This is a genomic window from Verticiella alkaliphila (assembly GCF_018904615.1).
Lineage (GTDB): Bacteria > Pseudomonadota > Gammaproteobacteria > Burkholderiales > Burkholderiaceae_B > Verticiella > Verticiella alkaliphila.
The window spans coordinates 16891-38386 of sequence record NZ_JADCNH010000029.1 but is presented as its reverse complement, the minus strand read 5'-3'; the positions used below and the strand labels follow the sequence as shown (position 1 = coordinate 38386).

The following is a 21496-nucleotide window of genomic DNA, read 5'->3' as shown; positions in this document are numbered from 1 at the left end:
ACGCCCCTGCGGCGCGCGTTACAACGAATGCAGGCAGGACAAGAACGGTATCGATGCCATGGCTCGCGCGCTCACGAGGTGACGCAGGCCGGGAGCATCCCCCCAACACCCGCTTGGAGACATCATGAACGCCCCGCTTTCGGCCCAGCAGCAGGCCGCCTTGCAGCAGGTCACGCTCGACGATCGATACACCCTGGACCACGGACGCGCCTGGATGAGCGGGGTGCACGCCCTGGTCCGGCTGCCGATGCTGCAACGCCAGCGCGATCTGGTCGCCGGCCTGAACACCGGTGGTTTCGTGTCCGGCTACCGCGGCTCGCCGCTGGGTAGCGTCGATCAGAACCTCTGGAAGGCCAAGGAGCACCTCGCCCGCCACCATGTCACCTTCACGCCAGGGCTCAACGAGGAGCTCGCCGCCACGGCCGTGTGGGGCACGCAGCAAGTCAATCTGTATCCCAAAGCGCGATACGACGGCGTCTTTGGGATGTGGTACGGCAAGGGCCCGGGCGTGGATCGCTGCGGGGACGTCTTCAAGCATGCGAATGCCGCTGGCACCTCACCGCACGGCGGTGTGCTCGTGGTCGCGGGGGATGATCACCCGGCCAAGTCCTCCACCCTGCCCCACCAGAGTGAGCACATCCTGAAGGCAGCCATGCTGCCGGTGCTCTTCCCGGCGAGCGTGCAGGAGTATCTGGATTTCGGGCTGCATGGGTGGGCCATGAGCCGTTACGCGGGCGTGTGGGTGGGCATGAAGTGCCTCACCGACATCGTCGAGGCATCCGCTTCGGTGGAAGTCGATGTCGACCGGCTGACCATTCGTCTGCCGGAAGACTTCGCCATGCCCGAGGGCGGGCTCAACATCCGTTGGCCGGATACCCCGTTGCAGCAGGAAGCCCGGCTGCTGGATTACAAGCTCTACGCAGCCTTGGCCTATGCGCGGGCGAACCGTCTGAACCACACGGTGTGGGATTCTCCCAGCGCCCGCTTCGGCATCGTGGCCTCCGGCAAGGCGTACCTGGACACCCGGCAGGCGCTGGCCGACCTGGGCCTGACGGAATCCGTCTGTCGGAACATCGGCCTGCGGCTCTACAAGGTGGGCATGGTATGGCCGCTCGAGGCCCAGGGCATCCGCCAGTTCGCCGAGGGCCTGGACGAGATCCTCGTCGTCGAGGAAAAGCGTCAGGTCATCGAGTACCAGCTGAAGGAAGAGCTCTTCAGCTGGATCGGCTCGGGCAAGAAGATTCCGCGCGTGATCGGCAAGTTCGACGAGAAGGACGGCGGCGAATGGGCCGTGCCGCAAGGCAACTGGATCCTGCCGGCCCACTACGAACTCGACCCCGCCAAGGTGGCCAAGGCCATTGGCGCGCGGCTGATGCGCGACGCGCTGCCCGACGACGTGCGCGCCGGCATCCAGGCCCGGCTGGCGGTGATCGAGGCGAAGGAGCGCGAGCTGGCCCGTCCGCGCGTCACCACGGAACGCAAGCCGTGGTTCTGTTCGGGCTGTCCGCACAATACCTCCACCCGCGTGCCCGAAGGCTCGCGCGCGGTGGCGGGCATCGGCTGTCACTACATGGTGACGTGGATGGACCGCAGCACGTCCACCTTCACCCAGATGGGCGGCGAAGGCGCGCCCTGGATCGGCCAGGCGCCTTTCACCGACGAAGGCCACATCTTCGCCAACCTGGGCGACGGCACCTACCTCCACTCCGGTTCACTTGCCATTCGCGCCGCGCTGGCCGCGAACGTGAACATCACCTACAAGATCCTCTTCAACGATGCGGTAGCCATGACGGGCGGCCAGCCCTTCGACGGTGCGCTGTCCGTCGCGGCGATCACGCGCCAGATGGCGGCCGAGGGCGTGCAGCGGATTGCGCTCGTGAGCGACGATCCCGACAAGTACAAGGGCGTGCGCGACCTGGCGCCCGACGTCACCCTGCACCATCGCGACACACTGGACGACGTGCAGCGCGAGCTGCGTGCGTTCAAAGGCGTGTCGGTGCTGATCTACGAGCAGACCTGCGCCTCCGAGAAGCGGCGCCGCCGCAAACGCGGGGCCTATCCCGACCCGGCCAAGCGGGTCGTCATCAACGAGCGCGTGTGCGAAGGCTGCGGCGATTGCTCCGACAAGTCCAATTGCCTGTCCGTGGAGCCGCTGGAAACGGAGTTCGGCCGCAAGCGGGCGATCAACCAGTCCAGCTGCAACAAGGACTACAGCTGCCTGAACGGCTTCTGTCCGAGCTTTGTCACCGTGGAAGGCGGCAAACTGCGCAAGCCCGGCGTCACGGCCAGTGGCGAGACGGCTGCCGTCCCCGCCGCGGACCTGCCCGAGCCTGCGCTGGCGCGCCTCGACGTGCCTTACGGGGTGTTGGTGGCGGGCGTTGGCGGCACCGGGGTGGTCACGATCGGCCAGCTGATCGGCATGGCCGCGCATCTGGAGGGCAAGGGCTGCTCGGTGCTGGACATGGCAGGCCTCGCCCAGAAAGGCGGTGCCGTGCACTCCCACGTGGTGCTGGCGGCCACGCCGGCGAACATCCACAGCACGCGGGTGGCACTCGGCGAAGCCGACCTCATCCTCGCAGGGGATCTGGTGGTGGGGGCCGGCCAGGAAACGCTGGCCCGCGCCCAGGCGGGCCGCACGCACGCGCTGCTCAATGGCGACGTCACGCCGACCTCCGCCTTCATTCACAACCCGAACTGGACCCTGCCGGGCAGCGACCTCACGCGCGATTTGGCACAGGCCTGTGGCGGGCCGGAGCGCCTGGACGTGCTGGAAGCCGGTCGTCTCGCAGTGGCGCTCGTGGGCGATGCACTCTACGCCAATCCGATGATGCTGGGCTATGCCTGCCAGAAGGGCTGGCTGCCCTTGCGTCGCGAATCCTTGCGCCGCGCCATCGAGCTCAACGGCACGGCGATCCAGAACAACCTGCTCGCCTTCGAGTGGGGCCGACAGTTCGCCCAGACGCCGGAACTCGCGGCGCGCGTGCTCGCCCCCACTAACGTCGTCGAACTGCGCCGCCCGCGCGACGCGGCCGACGACGACCGTCGCATCGGCACCGCCGACGCCACGCCTGCCGACGACTTGGACACGCTGATCGCGCGTCGCGAGACTTTCCTCACCGCCTACCAGAGCCGCGCCTATGCCCGGCGCTATCGCGATCTCGTCGAGGACGTGCGCCGCGCCAGCGCGGCCACGCCCGGCAGCGAGCGGCTAGTGGCGGCGGTGGCCCGCAACGCCTTCAAGCTCATGGCCTACAAGGATGAGTACGAGGTGGCCCGGCTCTACACGGACGGCGTCTTCCTCGACAAGGTGGCCGCACAGTTCGAGGGCGACTACCGGCTGCGGTTCCACCTAGCGCCACCCACCCTCGCCAAGCAGGACACCCAGGGACGCGGCATCAAGAAGAGCTATGGCCCCTGGATGCTCAAGGCGTTCAAGGTGCTGGCCAGGCTGCGTTTTCTGCGGGGCACGGCCCTCGATCCCTTTGGCCGCACCGAGGAACGCAAGACCGAGCGGGCGCTCGCCACGGAGTATGCCGAGACCCTGCGCCACGTCGTGCAGCGGCTCACGCCGACCAATCTGGACACGGCCGTGGCCCTGGCCGAGCTTCCTGACGAGATCCGCGGCTATGGCCACGTGAAAGAGGCCAACCTCGCCCGGGTGCGGACGCAGCGCGAAGACCTGCTGCGCACGTTCGAGCTGCGGGTGATCCCCATCACCCGCGCAGCGTGATGCGGGGTGCCGGTCAGCGCGCGCGGGCGCTGGCCGGCAGGCGGCCCACCGAGGCGCTCGGAGAGCGGCTCGCGGCCTTCATGTCGATCTTCTCGGTCTCGTTGCTGCTGTAGGCCGAGTCGCGACCGTACGTTCCCGGGGGCGCGAAGTAGCGCGCCACGGTCTGCAAGTCGTCCACGGTCAGCACGCCGGCGTAGTAGCGCAGCTGCATGAAGGCGTTGAGATAGTCGTAGCGCGCCTGGGCGAGATCGCGCCGCGCCGTGAAAAGGCGCTCTTCGGCGTTGAGAACGTCCAGGTTCACGCGCATGCCGCCGGCCACGCTCTTCTGGGTGGCTTCGACGAGCAGCGTGGCCGACTCCACCGCGCTCTCAAGCGCCTGGATCTTGGCCGCGTTGCTCTGCACCAGGGCGTACTGACGGCGCAGTTCCACCTCGACGCCGGAACTGGTGGCGTCGAGCTCGGCCTGCGCCCGCTGGTAGTTGGCCACGGCCTGGGACGTCTGCGCACTCACGCCGCCGCCCGAGAAGATCGGCACGCTCAATTGCACGCCGATCATGCTGTTGCGATTGCGCTGGTTGATCGTGGACACTGAGTCCGCCTCGTCACGCTGGTGCGCGGCGACGAGGTTCAGTTGCGGATAATGGCCTGCACGGCTGCGGTCTACATTGGCGTCCGCGGCCTGCACGTTGAAGCGCCCCGCGGCCACCTGCGCATTGCTGGTGCGCCCAAGCTGCACCCATTGCTCCACGCTGTCGAGCTGCGCCGGCGACGGCGAGAACTTGGGCACGAGCTGATCGAGTTGCTCGACGCTGGTCAGCTGGCCGGGCCCGACGATCCCGATCAGCTCGCGCAGCGCCGCGCCCAGTTCGTCCTCGGCGGCGATCACCTGCGCGCGTGCGACGTCATAGCGCGAGCGGGTCTCGATCATGTCGGTACGCGTGCCCTCGCCTGCCTTGAACATCAGGTCGTTCGAGCGCATCTGCTCTTCGAGCGCCGTAGCCTGCGATTGCGCGATCGACAGCTGGTCGCGCGCGAGCAAGGTGTTGGCATAGGTCTCGTACAGGCGCAGCATCAGTTCCTGGTGCCGGCCGTCGAACTCGACCTCGGCCATGCGCGAGAGCGCCTGCCCCTGGCGCAGCCCCGCCCAGCCCTGGAAGTTCACCACCGGCTGGCGCACTTCGATGCGGCCCACGTAGCTCGGATAGTTGTCGTTCGAGTTGGTCTGGGTCTGGCCCGTCTGCGGATTCTCGACGTTCTGCGTGAGCCAGTTGCGGTTGTAGCCGTAGCTGAACGACGCCTGCGGCAGCAACTGCGCGCGCGCGATGCGCTCCTCTTGCAGGCCCGCCTCGCGGGTCTGCCAGGCGGCACGGTATTGCGGATCGAACTGCCGGGCCGCCATGAACGCGTCCATGAGGCCGAAGGCGTGGGCCGAGCCCACCGAGGCGGCGTAGGCGGCGATGACGGCAAGCAAGCCGGTGCGGATCTTCATATGGCTTCCTTACTCCTGCACCAGGGCCGTGTTGGCACGATCCAGGATGGGACGGAAGAGGTAGTTGAGCAGCGAGCGCTCACCCGTCTTCACCAGGACTTCCACGGGCATGCCTGGGCGCACGTCGTGCGTGGTGAGCATCTTCTCGCCCTCGGGCGTGACCTGCGCTTCGACGCGGTAGTAGGGCTCGCCGGTCTTTTCCTCGACCAGGCGGTCGGCCGACACGGTCACGACCTTGCCGGGAATATGCGGCGTGGAGCGCTGGTTGAAGGCGGTGAACATCATCTCCACCGGCAGCTCCGGATAGACCTTGTCGATCAGGTGCACGGGCACCTTGACCTCGACCATCAGGGGCTCGTCGGCCGGCACGATATCCATCATGTGCGTGCCTGCCTGGACCACACCGCCGTTGGTGAAGATCGACAGACCCACCACCACCCCGCTCGCAGGCGCACGCACGTCGGCGTGGCGCAGGGCGAAGTCAGCATAGGTGATGCGGCTGTGGAGCGTCTGCACTTCACGCTGGGTGTCGGTGAGCTGGGTGCGCACTTCACGCTGGTATTCCTGGCGGCGCAGCGTCATGCGCTGCTGCATCTCGCTGATCTGGCGCTGAGCCTGCACGATGCCGGCACTGGCTTCAGCCAGGTCGCCATTGAGCTGGCTCCAGGTGCGCTCGAGTTCGAGCAGGCGGTTGCGCGGCACATAGCCTTCACGCGACAGATCGCGCATGCCGGTGAGCTGCTCCTTCAGGAAGCCCGCCTGATCCTTGCGCGAGCTCACGATGGATTGCAGACCCGTGATCTGCGCACGCAGCGCGGCCACGCCCTCGGCGCCGGCATCGAGCTCGCTTTGCAGCGCAAGGCGACGCGATTCGAAAAGCTGGTTCTGCAGGCCGATCGACTGCGTCACGCGCGGATCGGACTGCGCATCGAGCAGGGCCTTCGGGTAGGTGATCTGGGTCTGGCCATCGCGCTCGGCCGCCAGGCGCGCCTCGACCGCCATGAGCGAGTAGTACTGGCCGCGCAGGCTCTCAGCCTCGGACTTGGACTGGGTCTCGTTCATGCGGATCAGCACGTCACCCGCCTTGACCCGGGCGCCGTCACGCACGAGGATCTCGTCGACGACGCCGCCCACCAAATTCTGCACGGCCTGGCGATTGCCCGAGACCATGACGGTGCCAGGGGCCGGCACGCCCTGGTCCAGGGGCGCGAAGGCGGCCCAGGCGAGAAAGCCGAAGACGCCGAACAGGACGATGAACCAGCCTGCACGGGTGTGGCGGCGATCGTCGATGTCGACGGCGCTGGCCGGTGCATCGAGCACGTCGGCGCCGAGGACTTCGACGTCCTCCTCAGACTTCTTGCGGCCAAAGAATTTTGCCATGGCGATGTACGTAGAAAGGCGTTGTGCAGCAGGGTTCGGAGGATGGCTCAGGCCGGGCGCGGCGCGGGGGCCGCAGGCGGTGCGCTACCCGGGCCCGCCACGGCGGGCGGCGCGGGCGGGGCATTGCCCGCCTTGCGCTGGTTGGCCTGGGCGATGGCAGCGAGCACCTGATTGGTGGGGCCGAACATGTTGACGGCACCATCGCGCAACAGCACGAGCTTGGTGGTGGCCGCGATGATGCTGGTGCGGTGGGTGATGAGAATCACCGTCCGCTTGGCTTCCTTCAGCTTGGCGATGGCCTGGCGCAGCGCTTCCTCGCCGGACTCGTCCAGGTTGGAATTGGGCTCGTCCAGTACGATCAGAGCGGGCAGACCGTAGAGTGCCCGGGCAAGCGCGATGCGCTGGCGCTGGCCGCCGGACAGCCCGGCACCGCCGTCACCGATCACCGTATCGTAGCCCTGCGGAAATTGCAGGATCATGTCGTGCACGCCGGCCATGCGCGAGGCGGCGATCACCTTCGCCGCATCGAGGCTGCCAAAGCGCGCGATGTTCTCGCTGATCGAACCCGCAAAGAGCTCGATGTCCTGCGGCAGGTAGCCCACGTGCGGGCCGAGCTCGTCCTTGTTCCACTGGTAGACGTCGGCGCCGTCCAGGCGCACCTTGCCGCCCATGGCCGGCCACACGCCCACCATGAGGCGCGCCAGCGTGGACTTGCCCGAGCCGCTCGGGCCGATCATGCCGAGGATGTCGCCCGGCTCCAGCGCGAACGTGGCGTTGCGCACCACGGGCAGGCGGGCTCCCGGGGGGGCTGCGGTCACGCCTTCGAACGAGAGCTTGCCGGTGGGTGCAGGCAATTCCATGCCGGACTTGCGGGCCGGATTCTGCTCCAGGAGCTTCACGAGACGGCCGTGGGCGCTCTTGACGCCCGCCCACTGCTTCCACACGTTGATGAGGCCTTCGACGGGCGCCAGCGCGCGGCCCAGGAGAATGGAGCCTGCGATCATCATGCCGGCCGTCATCTGGCCTTCGAGCACCAGCAGCGCGCCCAGGCCCAGCACCAGCGATTGCAGCGACAGGCGGAAGAAGCGGGTGAAGGCACTCACGCTCGAGGCCTTGTTGCTCGCCTCAGTCTGCTGGGCCAGGAACTTCTCGTGCAGGCGATACCAGCGGGCCTGCAGGTTGGGCAGCATGCCCATCGCCTCGATGACTTCGGCGTTGCGCAGCGTGTTGGTGGCGTGCTGGCCGGATACCACGGACATCTGGTTGGCCTCGGCCAGGGGCTTCTTGGTGACCGCCTGGTTGATGATCGCCATGGCCACGAGGATCAGCGTGCCAACCAGGGCGAAAACGCCGAGCCACACGTTGAAGAGGAAAATGACGGCGATGTAGATGGGGGCCCAGGGCGCATCGAAGAACGAGAAGAGCGCATTACCCGTGACGAACTGGCGGATCGTGGTGAGATCGCTCAGCGCCTGGCCGGCGTTACCGTTGCCGTTCTTCAGGTTCTGCTCGAACGCGGCGGTGTAGACCCGGCGATTCATGTGCAGATCGAGACGCGAACCCACGCGAATCACGACCTGGCTGCGGATGTACTCGAGCGCGGACAGGAAGATGTAGGCCCCGACGACGATGATCGTGATCATCAGAAGCGTGTAGGTATTACGGCTGCTCAGGACGCGGTCGTACACCTGGAGCATGTAGAGCGGACCGGTGAGCATCAGCAGATTGATGATCATGCTGAAGACGCCGACAGAGCGGAATGCCTTCTTGAAGCCCAGCAGGGCTTGTACGATCTCGTCTCGGGGCGCGCTCAGCTTGCCAGCCATGGAATCACCTTCAACCCACAGAAATTTACGTCCGGCCATCCGGAGCCGAGCGGATGTTATCACCAAATGTGTGACCCAGGTCACACAATACAATGAATTTACGTGACGGCCGTCACCAGCGATGACCGAATCCGCTAGAATTCGCCTTCCCTCGCTGCCCTGTTTACCGTGGACTTTTCGCCGCTTGAAGCCTTGCGCCAGCAGAAGCTGCTGGCCGGACTCGATACCGCCATCCTGCAGGAACTGGTGGGCTTGACGCATTTCGAGCAGTTCGACAAGCGTGCTTACGTGATCCACAAGGGCTCGCCCGGCGACAGCCTGGTCATGCTCATCTCCGGCCGCCTGCAGGTGATCGCCCCTGCCGAGGACGGCCGCGAAGTCGGCCTGCATTTCGTCGAATCCGGCGACTACCTGGGCGAGATCGCCGTCATCGACGGCGGCGTGCGTTCTGCTTCGGTGGTGGCCACCACGACCTCGCTCGTGGGCGAACTGCCCGGCCACGTGGCTCGACGCCTCTTCACCCGGCATCCCGTCGTGGCCGAACGCATCCTGTTGCGCTTGTGCCATACGATCCGGCAGTCCTCGCACATCCGCACGGTGCTTGGCATGGCGCGCGCGTTCTCGCGCATCTACGCCGTGCTCCACGGTGCGGCCCGCACCTGGAACGACGAAGGCCTCGTCACCATCGAGAACCTGCCCAGCCAGCAGGCGATCGCCATCACCGCCAACGTCAGCCGCGAGACCGTCTCGCGCGCCATGCAGGCCTTGTTCGCGAACAACATCGTCGAAAAGGACAACCGCCGGCTGATCGTGCGCAATCCGGTGGCCCTCGCCAAACTTGCCCGCGGCGAGATGGAGCTGCGCGTCTCGCGCGGAAAGGGCGAAGCGCGCGGCGCTGCCCAGGAATGACACGCGCGGCCCGGCGCCGCTAGTCGTAGTGCCTCAGCATCAGCAGAAGCTCGCCGCCAGGCTCACGCCAGGAACCGAGGATGGCCGCCTGCCCTTTCGGCCCAACGTAGGCGGTCTCGCCGGGCGCCAGGGCGTCCGGCTGCGGCACGGCCGGGGCAAACCCAGCATCATGAAGATGCGCCTGCCAGGCGAGTTGTGCCGCCTCCCGATCGGTGGGTGCCACCATCATCGACACTTCCGATTGCGGCAGCTTCGCCCCATCGCCTACCGAGCCGAAGTAATCCGGCGACCCCAACGCAAGCTCGACGGGCGCATTGCGCACGAGGGCGGACAGCCCGGTCCGAAAGAGCCAGGTACCCGGCCGAGGGTGGTAATCCTCAAGTGAAAGGCGGTACGTCGTCGCCCCCAGCCACATGAACGCCAGGGCGATGGACAAAGCCAGACCGACACGAAGCAGAACGACAGCACGCATGAGCTGCAGAGTCGATATCGAGCAGTCGGACGTTGGCGGCAGAGCAGGCCCTGTCGCCAACGCGGCATCAGAACTTCAGGTAATCGTCAGTGATGTACAGCGCCTGCGGCAGATCGGCCGTGGCCTGGGCGGCGGCCGGGGCAGCCTCGCGACGCTTGGCCAGCGTCTCGAGCTGACTCACGTTGCGCTGCGAGAACACGTGCGCATACACGAGCGGCAGCGCGCCTTCGCGGCGCAGCGTGAGGAAGGCGTCGTCGGGCAATGCCTCGAATGCGGCCCGATCCACCTGGAGCAGGCCGCTGATGTTCAGACCCGACCCATCACCGCGCTTGACCGCCAGATCCCACGGCACCAGCAGCCCGGCCTTGTCCAGGGCGGTGACGGCGCGCGTCATGACCTGTTCCTGGTCGCTGAAGGTCTGGAGGAACTTGACCGTCTTCTGCAGACGCTCGCTGGGCTCGCCGGCCTCGTCGAAGAGCGGGTCGCCCTCGGTGCGGCTGAAGGCATCGCTCTCGTCGTCCAGGCCGATCACGCGCTGCTCGCCCTGCTGCACGAGCGAGAACGGCCAGGCGCGCAGCACGGCAGGAATATAGGCGCCGATCCAGCGGCCCTGCTCGTCGATGAAGAGATTGCGATCGCCCAGGCCCAGCAGGCACAGGACATTGACGCGATCGCCATTGCGGCTGAAGGCGATCGGGAAGGATTTGCCGGCTTCTGCCAATTCGGGCGCCACCAGCCCGGCGATCATGCGCGTGCGCGCGAACGCCCAAGGCTGATCCGGACGGACGAGTCGCAAGTCCTTGTGGGTTTGGCGAGAAAGTACCTGGAGCGGCATGGAGCCTCGATGGTTGACTGTCAAACCCCTAGGATACTGCATGCGCTTGACGGCTTTGCGTCAGCCTGTGACGTGCGCCATCAGTCGGTGTGACCGGTGCGCATGTCGAAGAGGCGCCTGTGCTCCCGAATCGCGTAGCGGTCCGTCATCCCCGCGATGTAGTCGGCGATGGCCCGTGCCCGCGCGCCCGGGGCCGGCTGGGCCGCGCGCTGCTGGAACTGCGGCGGCAGCAGCCGCGGCTCGGCGAGAAACGCCGTGAAGAGCTCGCGCACGATGCGCCGCGCCTTGCTCGTCATGCGCATCACCTGATAGTGCCGGTACAGGTTGTCGCGCAGGAAGGCCTTGAGCTGATCGGCCTCGCGTCTGACCGCATCGCTGAAGCCCGCCAGACGCGGCGCCGCGCGAACGGCATCCACGGAGCCCGGCGCAAGCTCGGCGATGCGGGCGGCCGTGGTCGCGGTGAGGTCCACGATCAAGGTGTTGATCATGCGCCGCACGATCTCGGCCACGCGCCGGCGCTCTTCCAGGCCGGGGTATTCCGCATCCACGATGTCGCGGTGGCGCGCGAAGATTGCCACCTCGTCCAATTGGGCGAGCGTGATCAGGCCCGAGCGCAGGCCGTCGTCGATATCGTGGTTGTTGTAGGCGATGGCATCCGCGAGATTGGTGATCTGCGCCTCGAGCGAGGGCTGGGTGCCGTCCAGAAAGCGCTGGCCCACGTCGCCCAGGTGCTCGGCGCGCTCGCGCGAGCAGTGCTTCAAGATGCCCTCGCGCGTCTCGAAGCACAGGTTCAGCCCGTCGAAGGCCGCATAACGCTCTTCGAGCTCGTCCACCACCCGCAGGCTCTGCAGGTTGTGCTCGAAGCCGTAGGTCTCGGGCGCGAGCTCGCGCAGGCAGTCGTTGAGTTCGTCCTGCCCCGCATGCCCGAAGGGCGTGTGGCCGAGATCGTGCGCGAGCGAGATCGCCTCGATCAGGTCCTCGTTCAACCGCAGCGATCGCGCGATGGATCGCGAGATCTGCGCCACCTCCAGGCTGTGCGTGAGCCGCGTGCGAAAGAGGTCGCCCTCGTGGTTCACGAACACCTGGGTCTTGTATTCCAGGCGCCGAAGGCATTGGCGTGCACAATGCGGTCGCGGTCGCGCTGGAAGGCCGTGCGGCCCTCGGGCGGCGGCTCGGCATGACGCCGCCCCCGGGTGTGCGCCGGATCGCAGGCATACGGGGCGAGCGCGTCAGGCATGGGCAGGCGCAGCGGTGGTGACGGCCAGGGCTTCACGCACGGCGGCCTCGGCCGCCGGGGCCGTGTGGGAGGCCCCGATCGCCGACAGCAGGACGAAGCGCACCTTGCCGCCCTCGGCCTTCTTGTCGACCTGCATGAGATCGAGCCAGCGCTCGGCCCCAAGATCCGGCGCCTGGACCGGGCAGCCGATGGCCTCCACGAGCGCCCGGATGCGGGTGACGTCCTCGCGCGGCAGGCCGGCCACGCGGCTGGAGAGCTCCGCGGCCTGGATCATGCCGCAGCCCACGGCCTCGCCGTGCAGCCAGACGCCATAGCCCAGGCCGGATTCGATGGCGTGCCCGAAGGTATGACCGAAATTGAGCAGCGCACGCTCGCCGGATTCGCGTTCGTCGCGGCCCACGACCTGGGCCTTGAGCTCGCAGGAACGCGCGATGGCGTGCGTGATGGCAGCCGGTGCCAGGGCACGCAGATCCGCAGCCTGCGCTTCGCACCAGGCAAAGAATTCGGCATCGAGGATCATGCCGTACTTGATGACCTCCGCCAGGCCGGCCGAGACTTCGCGCGCCGGCAGCGTGGCCAGCACGTCCGTGTCGATCTCCACGGCCACGGGCTGGTGGAACGCCCCGATCATGTTCTTGCCCAGGGGATGGTTCACGGCCGTCTTGCCGCCCACCGACGAATCGACCTGGGCGAGCAACGTGGTGGGCACCTGCAGAAAGCGCACACCGCGCATGTAGACGGCCGCGGCAAAACCCACCATGTCGCCGATCACCCCGCCGCCTAGCGCCACCAACAGGCACTTGCGGTCGAACCGGTGCTCGAGCAGGGCATCGAAGAGCGTGTTCAAGGTCTGCCAATCCTTGTGGTGCTCGCCATCGGGCAACTCGATGCGCAGCACCTCACGCCCGCTCTCGCGCAGCGCGCGCTCGGCCGTGTCGCCATAGAGCGCTGCCACGGTGGGATTGGTGACGAGAGCGATGCGGGTGACATCCGCCGGCACGGCCTCGGCCAGCCGGGCGAGCCGACCCCGGCCGATACGGATGGGGTACTGGCCGCCAGGGGTGTCGACTGCTACTTCCTGCATAAGAGCTCCGGTTCTCGGGAATACGTGCGCAACATGGGGACGATGCGATTGACGAGGTGACGCACGGCGACCTTGCCGGTGTCCACGGTGAGGTGGGCGACTTCGCGGTACAACGGGTCGCGCACCGCCATCAGGGCTTCGAGCGTGGCGAGCGGGTCACCGGTGCGCAGCAAGGGGCGGTTGCGGTCGTGGCGGGTGCGGGCATAGAGATCGGCCGGGTTGGCGCGCAGGTAGACGACCAGACCACGCTCCCGGAGATAGGCGCGGTTCTCGGCGGCGAGCACGGCGCCCCCCCCCGTGGCGAGCACGATGCCCCGCCGCTGCGAGCATTCGTCCAGGGCGAAGGTTTCGCGCTTGCGGAACCCAACCTCACCCTCCAGGTCGAAGATGATGGGAATGCGCACCCCGCACCGCGCTTCGAGCTCGTGATCCAGATCCAGGAACGTGCGCGTGAGCGCACGGGCGATGCCGCGCCCGATCGTGGTCTTGCCCGCGCCGGGCATGCCCACCAGGAAGATCGGAAGCGGCGCGTCCGCCCCTGCCGTGTCAGGCGGGGGAACGGCAGGAGCGGGCTCGGCGAGCGTCAAGGCCATGGTCATCGTCGTGTCTCTTTGACGGCATTATCCCACCGCTGCACTGTTCCCAAAAAGCCACAACCGGCAGATTGGTTACAAAAACGGCCCGGGTGCTCAGACCCGTGTCAGACCCAAACCTTAAAATCCTCGCCATGGCGAAAGACACCCCCCCCCTCCAAGAAGCCCGCTCGCGAGGCGAAGGCCAAGCCTTCGCGCGGCCCGCTGCGCTGGATCGCCGCGGGCGCCAGCATCGCGGCCGGTCTTGCATTGTGCGGCGCCCTGCTGGTCGGCCTGGCGCTCGCGCTGGCGTGGCCCAATCTGCCCGAATTGCACGCCCTGATCGACTATCGGCCCAAGGTGCCGCTGCGCGTCTACACGGCCGACAACGTCCTCATCGGCGAATTCGGCGAAGAACGCCGCCGCGTGGTGCCGATCAATGAAGTGCCGGACGTCCTGAAGGCCGCGATCCTGTCGGCCGAAGACGACCGCTTCTATCAGCACGGCGGCATCGACTGGGCAGGCGTGGCGCGCGCGGCCTATACCAATGTCACGCAGATGACCAAGGCGCAGGGGGCGAGCACGATCACCATGCAGGTGGCGCGCAACTTCTACCTGTCGTCCGAGAAAACGTATTCGCGCAAGTTCTACGAGTTGCTGCTCACCTTCAAGATCGAAGCGAACCTCACCAAGGACCAGATCCTCGAGCTCTACATCAACCAGATCTATCTCGGCCAGCGCGCCTACGGCTTCGAAGCCGCCGCGCGCGCCTATCTGGGCAAGTCGCTCACCGAGATCAACGCTGCCGAAGCGGCGATGCTGGCCGGCATCCCGAAGGCCCCGTCGCGCTTCAACCCGGTGAGCAACCTGCCGCGCGCCACGCTGCGCCAGCACTACGTGCTGGGCCGCATGTTGGACCTGGGCTATCTCACGCGCCCCGAGTACGACGCGGCCATGGGCGAGAAGATCGTCGTGCGCCCGCAATCCCGCGATCAGGGTCCGAACCTGCGTGAACACGGCCAGTACGTGGCCGAGCTCGCGCGTCAGCTGGTCTATGACATCTACAAGGAAGACACCTACACGCGGGGTCTGAACGTCTACACCACCGTCACCTCTACCGATCAGGCCCTGGCGTCCAAGGCGTTGCGTGACGGCGTGCTCGATTACGACCGTCGCCGCGGCTATCGCGGACCGGAAGCCTTCATCGATCTGCCGGCAGGCATCGAGGGCGACGCCGAGCGCTTCGATGACGTCGTGGATGAAGCCCTCGCCGCTCACCCGGACAGCGACGGCCTGCTTGCCGCTGTGGTCCTGGAGGCCGGCAGCGACAAGGTGACCGTGGCCCGCAGCTCCAGCGAGCGTATCGAGATCAACGGCAAGCAGCTCGCCTTCGCCAAGCCGGCGCTGTCGTCCAAGGCCCAGCCCGCCCGCCAGATCCGGCGCGGCGCCGTCGTGCGCATCCGCCGCGCGGGCGACAACTGGGAGCTGGTGCAGATGCCGGAAGTCCAGGGCGCCTTCGTCGCGATCGCCCCGGAAGATGGCGCGATCAAGGCGATGGCAGGCGGCTTCGACTTCGGTCAGGGCAAGTTCAACCGCGTCACGCAGGCGTGGCGCCAGCCGGGTTCGAGCTTCAAGCCCTTCATCTACGCCGCCGCGCTCGAACGTGGCCTCACGCCAGGCACGCGGATCTCCGACCAGCCGTTCGTGCTGGAGGCCGCGCAGACGGGCGGCCAGCGCTGGGCGCCCAAGAACTACGGCAATTCGTACGAGTACGCGCTCTCCATGCGTGACGGGCTCGCCAAGTCCAAGAACATGGTGTCCATCCGTATCCTGCAGGCGATCGGCCCGCAGTATGCCCAGGATTACGTCACCCGCTTCGGCTTCGACGCGCAACGCCATCCGGCCTATCTCACGATGGCACTGGGTGCGGGCGCCGTGACGCCGCTGCAGCTGGGCGGGGCCTACGCCGTGTTCGCCAACGGCGGCTACCGCGTGGCACCCTACCTGATCTCGCGCGTCACGAACAACGACGGCCGCCTCCTGATGGAAGCCAAGCCCGTGCTCGCCGGCGACGAATCGGCGCGGGCCATCGACGCCCGCACGGCCTTCGTGATGGACACGATGCTGCGCAACAACGTGCGCGCCGGGACGGCTCGCCGTGCCACCGAGCTCAAGCGCAACGACGTGGGCGGCAAGACCGGCACCACCAACGATTCAGTCGATGCGTGGTTTGCCGGCTACACGCCCAATCTCGTCGGCGTGGCCTGGCTGGGCTACGATCAGCCGCGCTCGCTGGGCGATCGCGAGACGGGGGGCGGTGCCGCCCTGCCGATCTGGCTGAGCTACATGCGCACGGCGCTGAAGGACTTGCCGCAGAAGACGCTGCCGCAGCCGCCGGGGCTGGTGGCCGAGAACGGCAACTTCTACTTCTCGGAGTTCCCGCAAGGCCAGGCGGTGGCCAGCGTGGGCTTGAACGAGGACCCGATGCGTGACCTGATCGACAGCCTGGGCGGCAGCGCCAATACGGACGACCCGATCGCGCAGTTCGGCGGCCAGGCGCCGGGACAGTCGGGATTCTCGATCAATCAGCCAGGCGGCAGTACGTCAGGGCAGCGCGCCCAGCGCACCCAGACGAACAGCTCGAATGCCTGGCCCTGGGGCGAGCGCATCACACCGTAGACGACAAGGCCCGCTTTCGCGGGCCTTGTTGCTTTTTCGGGGGTGCCGACGAGGCGGTGCGTCAGAGCGTGACTGTCAGGGGCTGCCCGGCCGCCTTGGAACAGATGGCGCCCAGCGCCTCGGGCAAGTCCGGGCCGCCGCGCGTATCGCGCCACGCACCACCGTCGAGGCGATAGTGGAACGCCCCGCCAGGCGCGGCCAGCCACATCTCCTGCAGCGGCGCCTGACTATTGATCACCACCCGGGTGCCGTTGTCGAACACCAGCGTCACGACGTTGCCGCTGCGTTCCGGCTCCACGTCGATGTCGCGTTCGTCGTACCATTGGTCGGCTTGCTTTTCGATCGCAGACAGGATGCGATCGGCCAGAGCCAGGAATTCACTTTCGGTCATAATCCCGCCATGCGAAAATCGTTGATCAGCCGCCACGTCCGGCCTACCCGGATTGTAGCGGCGCTGTGCCTTTGCACCCTGCTTGCGGCCTGCGGCCAGAAAGGCCCGCTGTTTCTGCCCGAGCCACCCCCTCCCGCCCCCGAGACACCTGCATCATGACGTCTGTTGCTGTTCCCACGCCCGTCGGCGCGCCCTTTTTTGCCTATCGCGACGGGGTGCTGCATGTCGAGGACGTGGCCCTGCCCGAGCTGGCTGCGCGCCATGGCTCGCCGCTCTACGTGTATTCGCGCGCCGCGCTGCGGGCCGCCTGGCAACGTTACGCCGAAGCCATCGAGGGCCGCGACCTGCTGGTGTGCTATGGCATGAAGGCCAACAGCAACCTTGCCATTCTGCGCGAATTCGCCCGTCTGGGCGCGGGTTTCGACATCGTCTCGGGCGGTGAGCTCGCCCGCGTCATCGCCGCGGGCGGTGAGTCGGGCAAAGTCGTCTTCTCCGGCGTGGGCAAGCAGGCCTGGGAGATGCGTGCGGCCCTGGCGGCCGGCGTGCTCTGCTTCAACGTCGAATCCCAGGCCGAACTGCGCCGCCTGTCCGACGTCGCCACGGCCGAGGGCCGGGTCGCCCCGGTATCGCTGCGCGTGAATCCGGACGTCGATCCCAAGACGCACCCGTACATCTCCACGGGACTCAAGGAGAACAAGTTTGGCATCGCGATCGCCGATGCACCCGAGGCCTACCGTCTGGCGCGCGATCTGCCCGGCCTGCGCATCGTCGGGGTCGACTGCCACATCGGCTCGCAGATCACCGAGATGTCGCCCTATCTGGACGCGCTCGACAAGCTCATCGGGCTGCTCGATACGTTGCGCGCGGACGGCATTCGCATCCATCACCTGGACATCGGCGGCGGGCTGGGCATTCGCTACCAGGACGAGACCCCGCTTGCGCCCAAGGCGCTCGTGGACGCCGTCGCCGCTCGCCTGCAGGCTCGTGGCTATGCGGACATCGGTCTCGTGATGGAGCCGGGCCGCTCGCTGGTGGGCAACGCCGGGCTGCTGCTCACCCAGGTCGAGTATCTCAAGCCGAGCGACGCCAAGCACTTCGCCATCGTGGATGCCGCGATGAATGATCTGCTGCGCCCCACCCTGTACGACGCCTACCATGGGGTGTTGCCGGTGGTGCCACGCGCGGGTCAGACCCACCTCTACGACGTCGTCGGGCCCGTGTGCGAAAGCGGCGATTGGCTGGCGAAGGATCGCGAGCTGACCCTCGCGCAGGGCGATCTGCTCGCCATCGAGAGCGCCGGCGCCTATGGCATGGTGATGGCAAGCCAGTACAACACGCGTGCGCGCGCGGCCGAAGTCCTGGTGGATGGTCACCACGTCCACGTCGTGCGCGAGCGCGAGACGGTCGCGGCCCTGTTCGCTGGCGAAGCCATGCTGCCGGACTGATTCTCTGCCGTCGGCGTTCACAGGCGACGGTATTCCGTCGCCTTTTTCTTGTCGGAATCCTCCATGTGGCGTGCGCGCTCCTTCCTCTCCCGCCGGTGGCTCTGCCCACGCGCCTGGCTTCTTGTCGTGCTGGCAGGCCTCACCGCCTGCGGCGGTGGCGACGATCCGCGCGATTCGCCTGAACCCGCCAGGCCAATCGCCGCGGCATGGTTCTACCTGTCCGATACTCAGGATTACCAGACCATTCCCGAAGACTGGGCACGCGTGGATTTCCGCGCCGTGGACCGTCTCCATGTCGGGCCGGCCGGTATCCAGCCGGATGGCCGCTTCGGGCTCTTCCAGAGTGCGCAGACCGGTGATCTGCGCCACCGCTTCGAATGGGTCATCGACAAGGCGCGCCGCGAGAACCCGGCCATCGAAGTCGTGGTCTCGCAATGGTGGGGGCGTGGCGAGGGCGTCTGGGGGCGATCGCTGGACGTGCTCGACACCCCGGCGGCACGCGGGGCGTACGCGCAATCCATGGCGGATTTCCTGGCCTTCTATCGCCGCCATGCTGGCGGACGCTACGCCGTGGATGGCGTGGACATCGATTACGAAGGCGAGAACGTGGTGCCGGCCTTCCCCGAGATCGCCGGGCAGATCCGCACCGCCCTGCGCACGCTCTCGGATCAGCACGGGCGCCCCTATCTCTTCACCGTCACACCCGCTGACGACGAATACCTGACGCCCGCCTCCCTTGCACAAGCCGACTTCGTCAATCTGCAGTCCTACGCCGGGGGGCTCGAGTTCACGCTCGATCTGCTCTATGCGCTGGACGTTGCACCGAGCAAGATCCTGCTGGGCATCTGCCCCGAGACCGATTGCGACACGTTCAGTGAAACCGACGTGCTGGCCGGCTACCGCGAAGAAGGCTTGGCAGGCATCCACCTCTGGCGGTTGAACTCCGACAATCAGGACGTGGAAGGCGACGTGCAACGACGCATCCACGCCGCCCTGCACCCCTGAGCCGAACGGGGTGAACGGGGTACCGCCGCTCGGCAAGGCCGTCCTGGCCATGGGATCGCCCGAGGAGGTCGCTTCAGCCGCCCCAGCGCCCGGCACCTGGGCCGCCTTCCGCCTCCCGGGCCAGCAGCGCCCGCTTGCGCGCCACGCCCCACGCATAACCCGACAGGCTGCCGTCCGTGCGCACCACCCGATGGCATGGGACAGCCACTGCCAGCGGGTTGGCCGCGCACGCGCTTGCCACGGCGCGCACCGCCGCAGGCTGACCGATGCGCGCGGCGATCTGGGTGTACGTGGCTGTCTCGCCCGCCGGGATGGCCTGCAATGCCTGCCACACCCGCTGCTGGAACGCCGTGCCCCGGATGTCCAGTGGAAGATCCAGCCCCAGGCTCGGCGCCTCCACGAAGCCCACGACCTGGGCGATGAGCGCCTCGTACGTCGCATCCGCGCCGACGAGTTCCGCGCGCGCGAACCGATCCTGGAGCTCGCGCACCAGAGCGTCCGGCTCGTCGCCCATCAGAATGGCCACCACGCCCTTGTCGCTCGAGGCCACGAGCACAGCGCCCAGCGAGGTCTGCGCCACCGCGAAACGCAGCCGCTCGTCGCGCCCGCCTGCTCGGTAGCGCGACGGCGTCATGCCGAGCAACTGTGTTGCCGATTCGTAGAAGCGCCCGCTCGAACCGAAGCCGGCGGCGTAGATGGCATCCGTGACGCGCGGCGCCGTGGCCAGGCCTTCGCGCAGACGTTCGGCTCGCCGCGCCGCAGCGAACGCCTTGGGGGTGAGCCCTGTCGCGGCCTTGAAGCGACGATGCAGGTGGCCTGGACTGCAACCCATGGCAAGGGCCAGGGCATCCAGTGAAGGTACGTTCTCGCCATCACCGAGGAGATCGCACACCTTGGCGACCCAGTCGGCGGGCGCACGGGACACGAGGGGTTCGGAGGTGAGTGTCATGGCAGCAAGAAGCGTCGTGCTCGGCACGCTCAGAAGGCAGGAGAGCCGTCACGATACTGCCTCGAGCCGCCTCGGCACACTCCGGTTCTTGCCATGGCTCGCGAACGGGGTGCCCGACAACAAAAAAAAGAGCCATCCTGAAGGATGGCTCATCACACTGACGCGCGCTGTCGTCTGGCACGGCGTCCCGCCGCGCCGGACGACACTTGCTCAGTCGGCCTGGCGGCGCAGGAAGGCCGGGATGTCCAGATGGTCCATGCCCGAGCTTTCCATCGCCTGCACGCGGCGCGAGGCTTCGCGGCCACGGAACACGGCGGGCGTGTCGTAGTCGTGGTAGTTCGGGCCGCCGGCCGAGCCTGCCACGGGGGCATTGTCGGTGCCGGTGCGCAGGGCTTGCACGAGTTGCGGCTTGGCGCGCTGACGGCCCAGGCCGGTCGCGACCACCGTCACGCGCAGCTCTTCGCCCATGGCTTCGTCGTAGGCCTGGCCGAACACCACGGTGGCGTCCTCGGCGCGGTAGCTTTCGATGATCTGCATGATCTGGTTCACTTCGCGGCGCTTCAACGAGCGGCCGGCCGTGATGTTGACCAGCACGCCGCGCGCCCCGTTCAGGTCCACGCCTTCCAGCAGCGGGCACGCGATGGCCTGCTCGGCGGCGATGCGAGCGCGGTCTTCGCCGGAGGCGACGGCCGTGCCCATCATGGCCTGGCCGGGCTCGCTCATGATCGTGGTCAGATCCTGGAAGTCGACGTTGATGTTGCCCTTGACGTTGATGATCTCGGCAATGCCGGCGCAGGCATTGTGCAGCACGTCATCGGCCATCTTGAAGCAGTCCTCGAACGAGGCGTCTTCGTCCATCACGTCCTGCAGCTTCTCGTTGAGCACAACGATGAGCGAATGCACGTGCTGCGAGAGCTCACGGATGCCGTCTTCGGCCACCGTCATGCGCTTGCTGCCTTCGAAGGTGAAGGGCTTGGTGACCACGCCCACGGTCAGGATGCCAAGTTCCTTGGCCACTTCGGCGATGACCGGACCTGCGCCCGTGCCCGTGCCGCCGCCCATGCCGGCGGTCAGGAACACCATGTTGGCGCCCTGCAGGGCTTCGCGGATGTCGTCACGCGCGGTCTCGGCCGCGTTGCGACCCTGCTCCGGCTTGGCACCAGCACCCAGGCCGGTGCGGCCCAGACGGATCTGCACCGGCGCGCCCGTGTCGATCAGGGCCTGCGCATCGGTGTTCGCGCAGATGAAATCCACACCCTGCACGTTGCGACGAATCATGTGCGCCACGGCATTGCCGCCGGCACCGCCCACGCCTACGACCTTGATCACGGCGCCGCTCTGGTCACTGTCGAGCATTTTGATATCGATACTCATGGGGTTCTCCTGGAAGAGACATTCGGCGGTCGGAACCAAAAGCCCAATGCAAAACGCAATCCGACAAACCCGGCATCCAGCATGCCGCAGCCTGCGCTTCACACTTCGCTTTCGCCCCG

16 protein-coding genes and 1 pseudogene are annotated in these 21496 nt (G+C 67.2%); 6 read left to right on the top strand and 11 right to left on the bottom strand.

Features of this window, described 5'->3' with window-relative positions; translation table 11 throughout:
• Nucleotides 1-124: 124 nt before the first annotated feature.
• Entirely contained in the window at nt 125-3730 is a 3606-nt protein-coding gene (locus IMZ29_RS16620; protein ID WP_216186160.1) for an indolepyruvate ferredoxin oxidoreductase family protein, read from the top strand.
• 13 nt (nt 3731-3743) lie between these two features.
• Here IMZ29_RS16620 and IMZ29_RS16615 read toward each other — a convergent pair whose 3' ends face one another.
• From IMZ29_RS16615 to IMZ29_RS16605, 3 genes are read right to left on the bottom strand one after another with little or no spacing between them, the layout of a single operon-like run.
• Nucleotides 3744-5219 carry a TolC family outer membrane protein gene (locus IMZ29_RS16615; RefSeq protein ID WP_216186158.1) on the bottom strand — a complete coding sequence of 492 codons (1476 nt, stop codon included), beginning with the start codon at nt 5217-5219 and terminating at the stop codon, nt 3744-3746.
• 9 nt (nt 5220-5228) lie between these two features.
• Nucleotides 5229-6599 carry an HlyD family type I secretion periplasmic adaptor subunit gene (locus IMZ29_RS16610; RefSeq protein ID WP_216186156.1) on the bottom strand — a complete coding sequence of 457 codons (1371 nt, stop codon included), beginning with the start codon at nt 6597-6599 and terminating at the stop codon, nt 5229-5231.
• A 47-nt stretch (nt 6600-6646) separates the two neighbouring features.
• Nucleotides 6647-8425 (bottom strand): type I secretion system permease/ATPase, encoded by a 1779-nt coding sequence (locus IMZ29_RS16605; RefSeq protein ID WP_216186154.1) that lies wholly within the window; start codon nt 8423-8425, stop codon nt 6647-6649.
• A 168-nt stretch (nt 8426-8593) separates the two neighbouring features.
• Between IMZ29_RS16605 and IMZ29_RS16600 the strand changes: the two genes are divergently transcribed.
• Nucleotides 8594-9334 carry a Crp/Fnr family transcriptional regulator gene (locus tag IMZ29_RS16600; protein WP_216186152.1) on the top strand — a complete coding sequence of 247 codons (741 nt, stop codon included), beginning with the start codon at nt 8594-8596 and terminating at the stop codon, nt 9332-9334.
• Nucleotides 9335-9353: 19 nt separating this feature from the next.
• Here IMZ29_RS16600 and IMZ29_RS16595 read toward each other — a convergent pair whose 3' ends face one another.
• From IMZ29_RS16595 to IMZ29_RS16575, 5 genes and pseudogenes are all read right to left on the bottom strand, one after another.
• A complete protein-coding gene (locus IMZ29_RS16595) occupies nt 9354-9806 on the bottom strand; it encodes a hypothetical protein (RefSeq protein ID WP_216186150.1) in 453 nt (150 codons plus the stop codon).
• 67 nt (nt 9807-9873) lie between these two features.
• A complete protein-coding gene (locus tag IMZ29_RS16590) occupies nt 9874-10641 on the bottom strand; it encodes a SapC family protein (protein ID WP_216186148.1) in 768 nt (255 codons plus the stop codon).
• A gap of 80 nt (nt 10642-10721) precedes the next feature.
• A pseudogene (locus IMZ29_RS16585) lies at nt 10722-11878 on the bottom strand (deoxyguanosinetriphosphate triphosphohydrolase).
• Nucleotides 11871-12962 (bottom strand): 3-dehydroquinate synthase, encoded by a 1092-nt coding sequence (gene aroB / locus IMZ29_RS16580; protein WP_216186146.1) that lies wholly within the window; start codon nt 12960-12962, stop codon nt 11871-11873. Before aroB ends, IMZ29_RS16585 begins: the two are co-directional and overlap by 8 nt.
• Nucleotides 12950-13561 (bottom strand): shikimate kinase, encoded by a 612-nt coding sequence (locus IMZ29_RS16575; RefSeq protein ID WP_216186144.1) that lies wholly within the window; start codon nt 13559-13561, stop codon nt 12950-12952. Before IMZ29_RS16575 ends, aroB begins: the two co-directional genes overlap by 13 nt.
• 198 nt (nt 13562-13759) lie before the next feature.
• On the opposite strand from IMZ29_RS16575, the gene IMZ29_RS16570 reads away from it, so the two are divergent.
• A complete protein-coding gene (locus IMZ29_RS16570; protein WP_253207202.1) occupies nt 13760-16213 on the top strand; it encodes a penicillin-binding protein 1A in 2454 nt (817 codons plus the stop codon).
• Between the two features lie 61 nt (nt 16214-16274).
• On the opposite strand, the gene cyaY is transcribed toward IMZ29_RS16570, so the two are convergent.
• Nucleotides 16275-16604 (bottom strand): iron donor protein CyaY, encoded by a 330-nt coding sequence (gene cyaY, locus IMZ29_RS16565; protein WP_216186140.1) that lies wholly within the window; start codon nt 16602-16604, stop codon nt 16275-16277.
• A 9-nt stretch (nt 16605-16613) separates the two neighbouring features.
• Between cyaY and lptM the strand changes: the two genes are divergently transcribed.
• From lptM to IMZ29_RS16550, 3 genes are all read left to right on the top strand, one after another.
• On the top strand, nt 16614-16763 hold the full coding sequence (gene lptM, locus IMZ29_RS23370) for an LPS translocon maturation chaperone LptM (RefSeq protein WP_216186138.1): 150 nt from the start codon (nt 16614-16616) through the stop codon (nt 16761-16763).
• Nucleotides 16760-18049 (top strand): diaminopimelate decarboxylase, encoded by a 1290-nt coding sequence (gene lysA, locus IMZ29_RS16555; RefSeq protein ID WP_216186134.1) that lies wholly within the window; start codon nt 16760-16762, stop codon nt 18047-18049. The genes lptM and lysA overlap by 4 nt, the downstream gene beginning before the upstream one ends.
• A 63-nt stretch (nt 18050-18112) precedes the next feature.
• Nucleotides 18113-19054, top strand: a complete 942-nt coding sequence (locus IMZ29_RS16550) for a glycosyl hydrolase family 18 protein (protein ID WP_216186132.1) — start codon at nt 18113-18115, stop codon at nt 19052-19054.
• Nucleotides 19055-19127: 73 nt separating this feature from the next.
• Here IMZ29_RS16550 and IMZ29_RS16545 read toward each other — a convergent pair whose 3' ends face one another.
• Both IMZ29_RS16545 and ftsZ read right to left on the bottom strand, forming a co-directional pair.
• Nucleotides 19128-20003: a methylated-DNA--[protein]-cysteine S-methyltransferase gene (locus tag IMZ29_RS16545; protein ID WP_216186130.1), complete on the bottom strand. Its 876-nt coding sequence runs from the start codon at nt 20001-20003 to the stop codon at nt 19128-19130.
• A 210-nt stretch (nt 20004-20213) separates the two neighbouring features.
• Complete coding sequence (gene ftsZ, locus IMZ29_RS16540) at nt 20214-21377, bottom strand: cell division protein FtsZ (RefSeq protein WP_216186128.1); 1164 nt, start codon at nt 21375-21377, stop codon at nt 20214-20216.
• Between the last annotated feature and the right edge of the window lie 119 nt (nt 21378-21496).

Excerpts from the sequence above, each read along its gene's own strand:
- IMZ29_RS16620 (WP_216186160.1), top strand. The coding sequence starts at position 125 with ATGAACGCCCCGCTTTCGGCCCAGCAGCAGGCCGCCTTGCAGCAGGTC.
- IMZ29_RS16615 (WP_216186158.1), bottom strand. The coding sequence starts at position 5,219 with ATGAAGATCCGCACCGGCTTGCTTGCCGTCATCGCCGCCTACGCCGCC.
- IMZ29_RS16610 (WP_216186156.1), bottom strand. The coding sequence starts at position 6,599 with ATGGCAAAATTCTTTGGCCGCAAGAAGTCTGAGGAGGACGTCGAAGTC.
- IMZ29_RS16605 (WP_216186154.1), bottom strand. The coding sequence starts at position 8,425 with ATGGCTGGCAAGCTGAGCGCGCCCCGAGACGAGATCGTACAAGCCCTG.
- IMZ29_RS16595 (WP_216186150.1), bottom strand. The coding sequence starts at position 9,806 with ATGCGTGCTGTCGTTCTGCTTCGTGTCGGTCTGGCTTTGTCCATCGCC.
- IMZ29_RS16590 (WP_216186148.1), bottom strand. The coding sequence starts at position 10,641 with ATGCCGCTCCAGGTACTTTCTCGCCAAACCCACAAGGACTTGCGACTC.
- aroB (WP_216186146.1), bottom strand. The coding sequence starts at position 12,962 with ATGCAGGAAGTAGCAGTCGACACCCCTGGCGGCCAGTACCCCATCCGT.
- IMZ29_RS16575 (WP_216186144.1), bottom strand. The coding sequence starts at position 13,561 with ATGACCATGGCCTTGACGCTCGCCGAGCCCGCTCCTGCCGTTCCCCCG.
- cyaY (WP_216186140.1), bottom strand. The coding sequence starts at position 16,604 with ATGACCGAAAGTGAATTCCTGGCTCTGGCCGATCGCATCCTGTCTGCG.
- lptM (WP_216186138.1), top strand. The coding sequence starts at position 16,614 with ATGCGAAAATCGTTGATCAGCCGCCACGTCCGGCCTACCCGGATTGTA.
- lysA (WP_216186134.1), top strand. The coding sequence starts at position 16,760 with ATGACGTCTGTTGCTGTTCCCACGCCCGTCGGCGCGCCCTTTTTTGCC.
- IMZ29_RS16550 (WP_216186132.1), top strand. The coding sequence starts at position 18,113 with ATGTGGCGTGCGCGCTCCTTCCTCTCCCGCCGGTGGCTCTGCCCACGC.
- IMZ29_RS16545 (WP_216186130.1), bottom strand. The coding sequence starts at position 20,003 with ATGACACTCACCTCCGAACCCCTCGTGTCCCGTGCGCCCGCCGACTGG.
- ftsZ (WP_216186128.1), bottom strand. The coding sequence starts at position 21,377 with ATGAGTATCGATATCAAAATGCTCGACAGTGACCAGAGCGGCGCCGTG.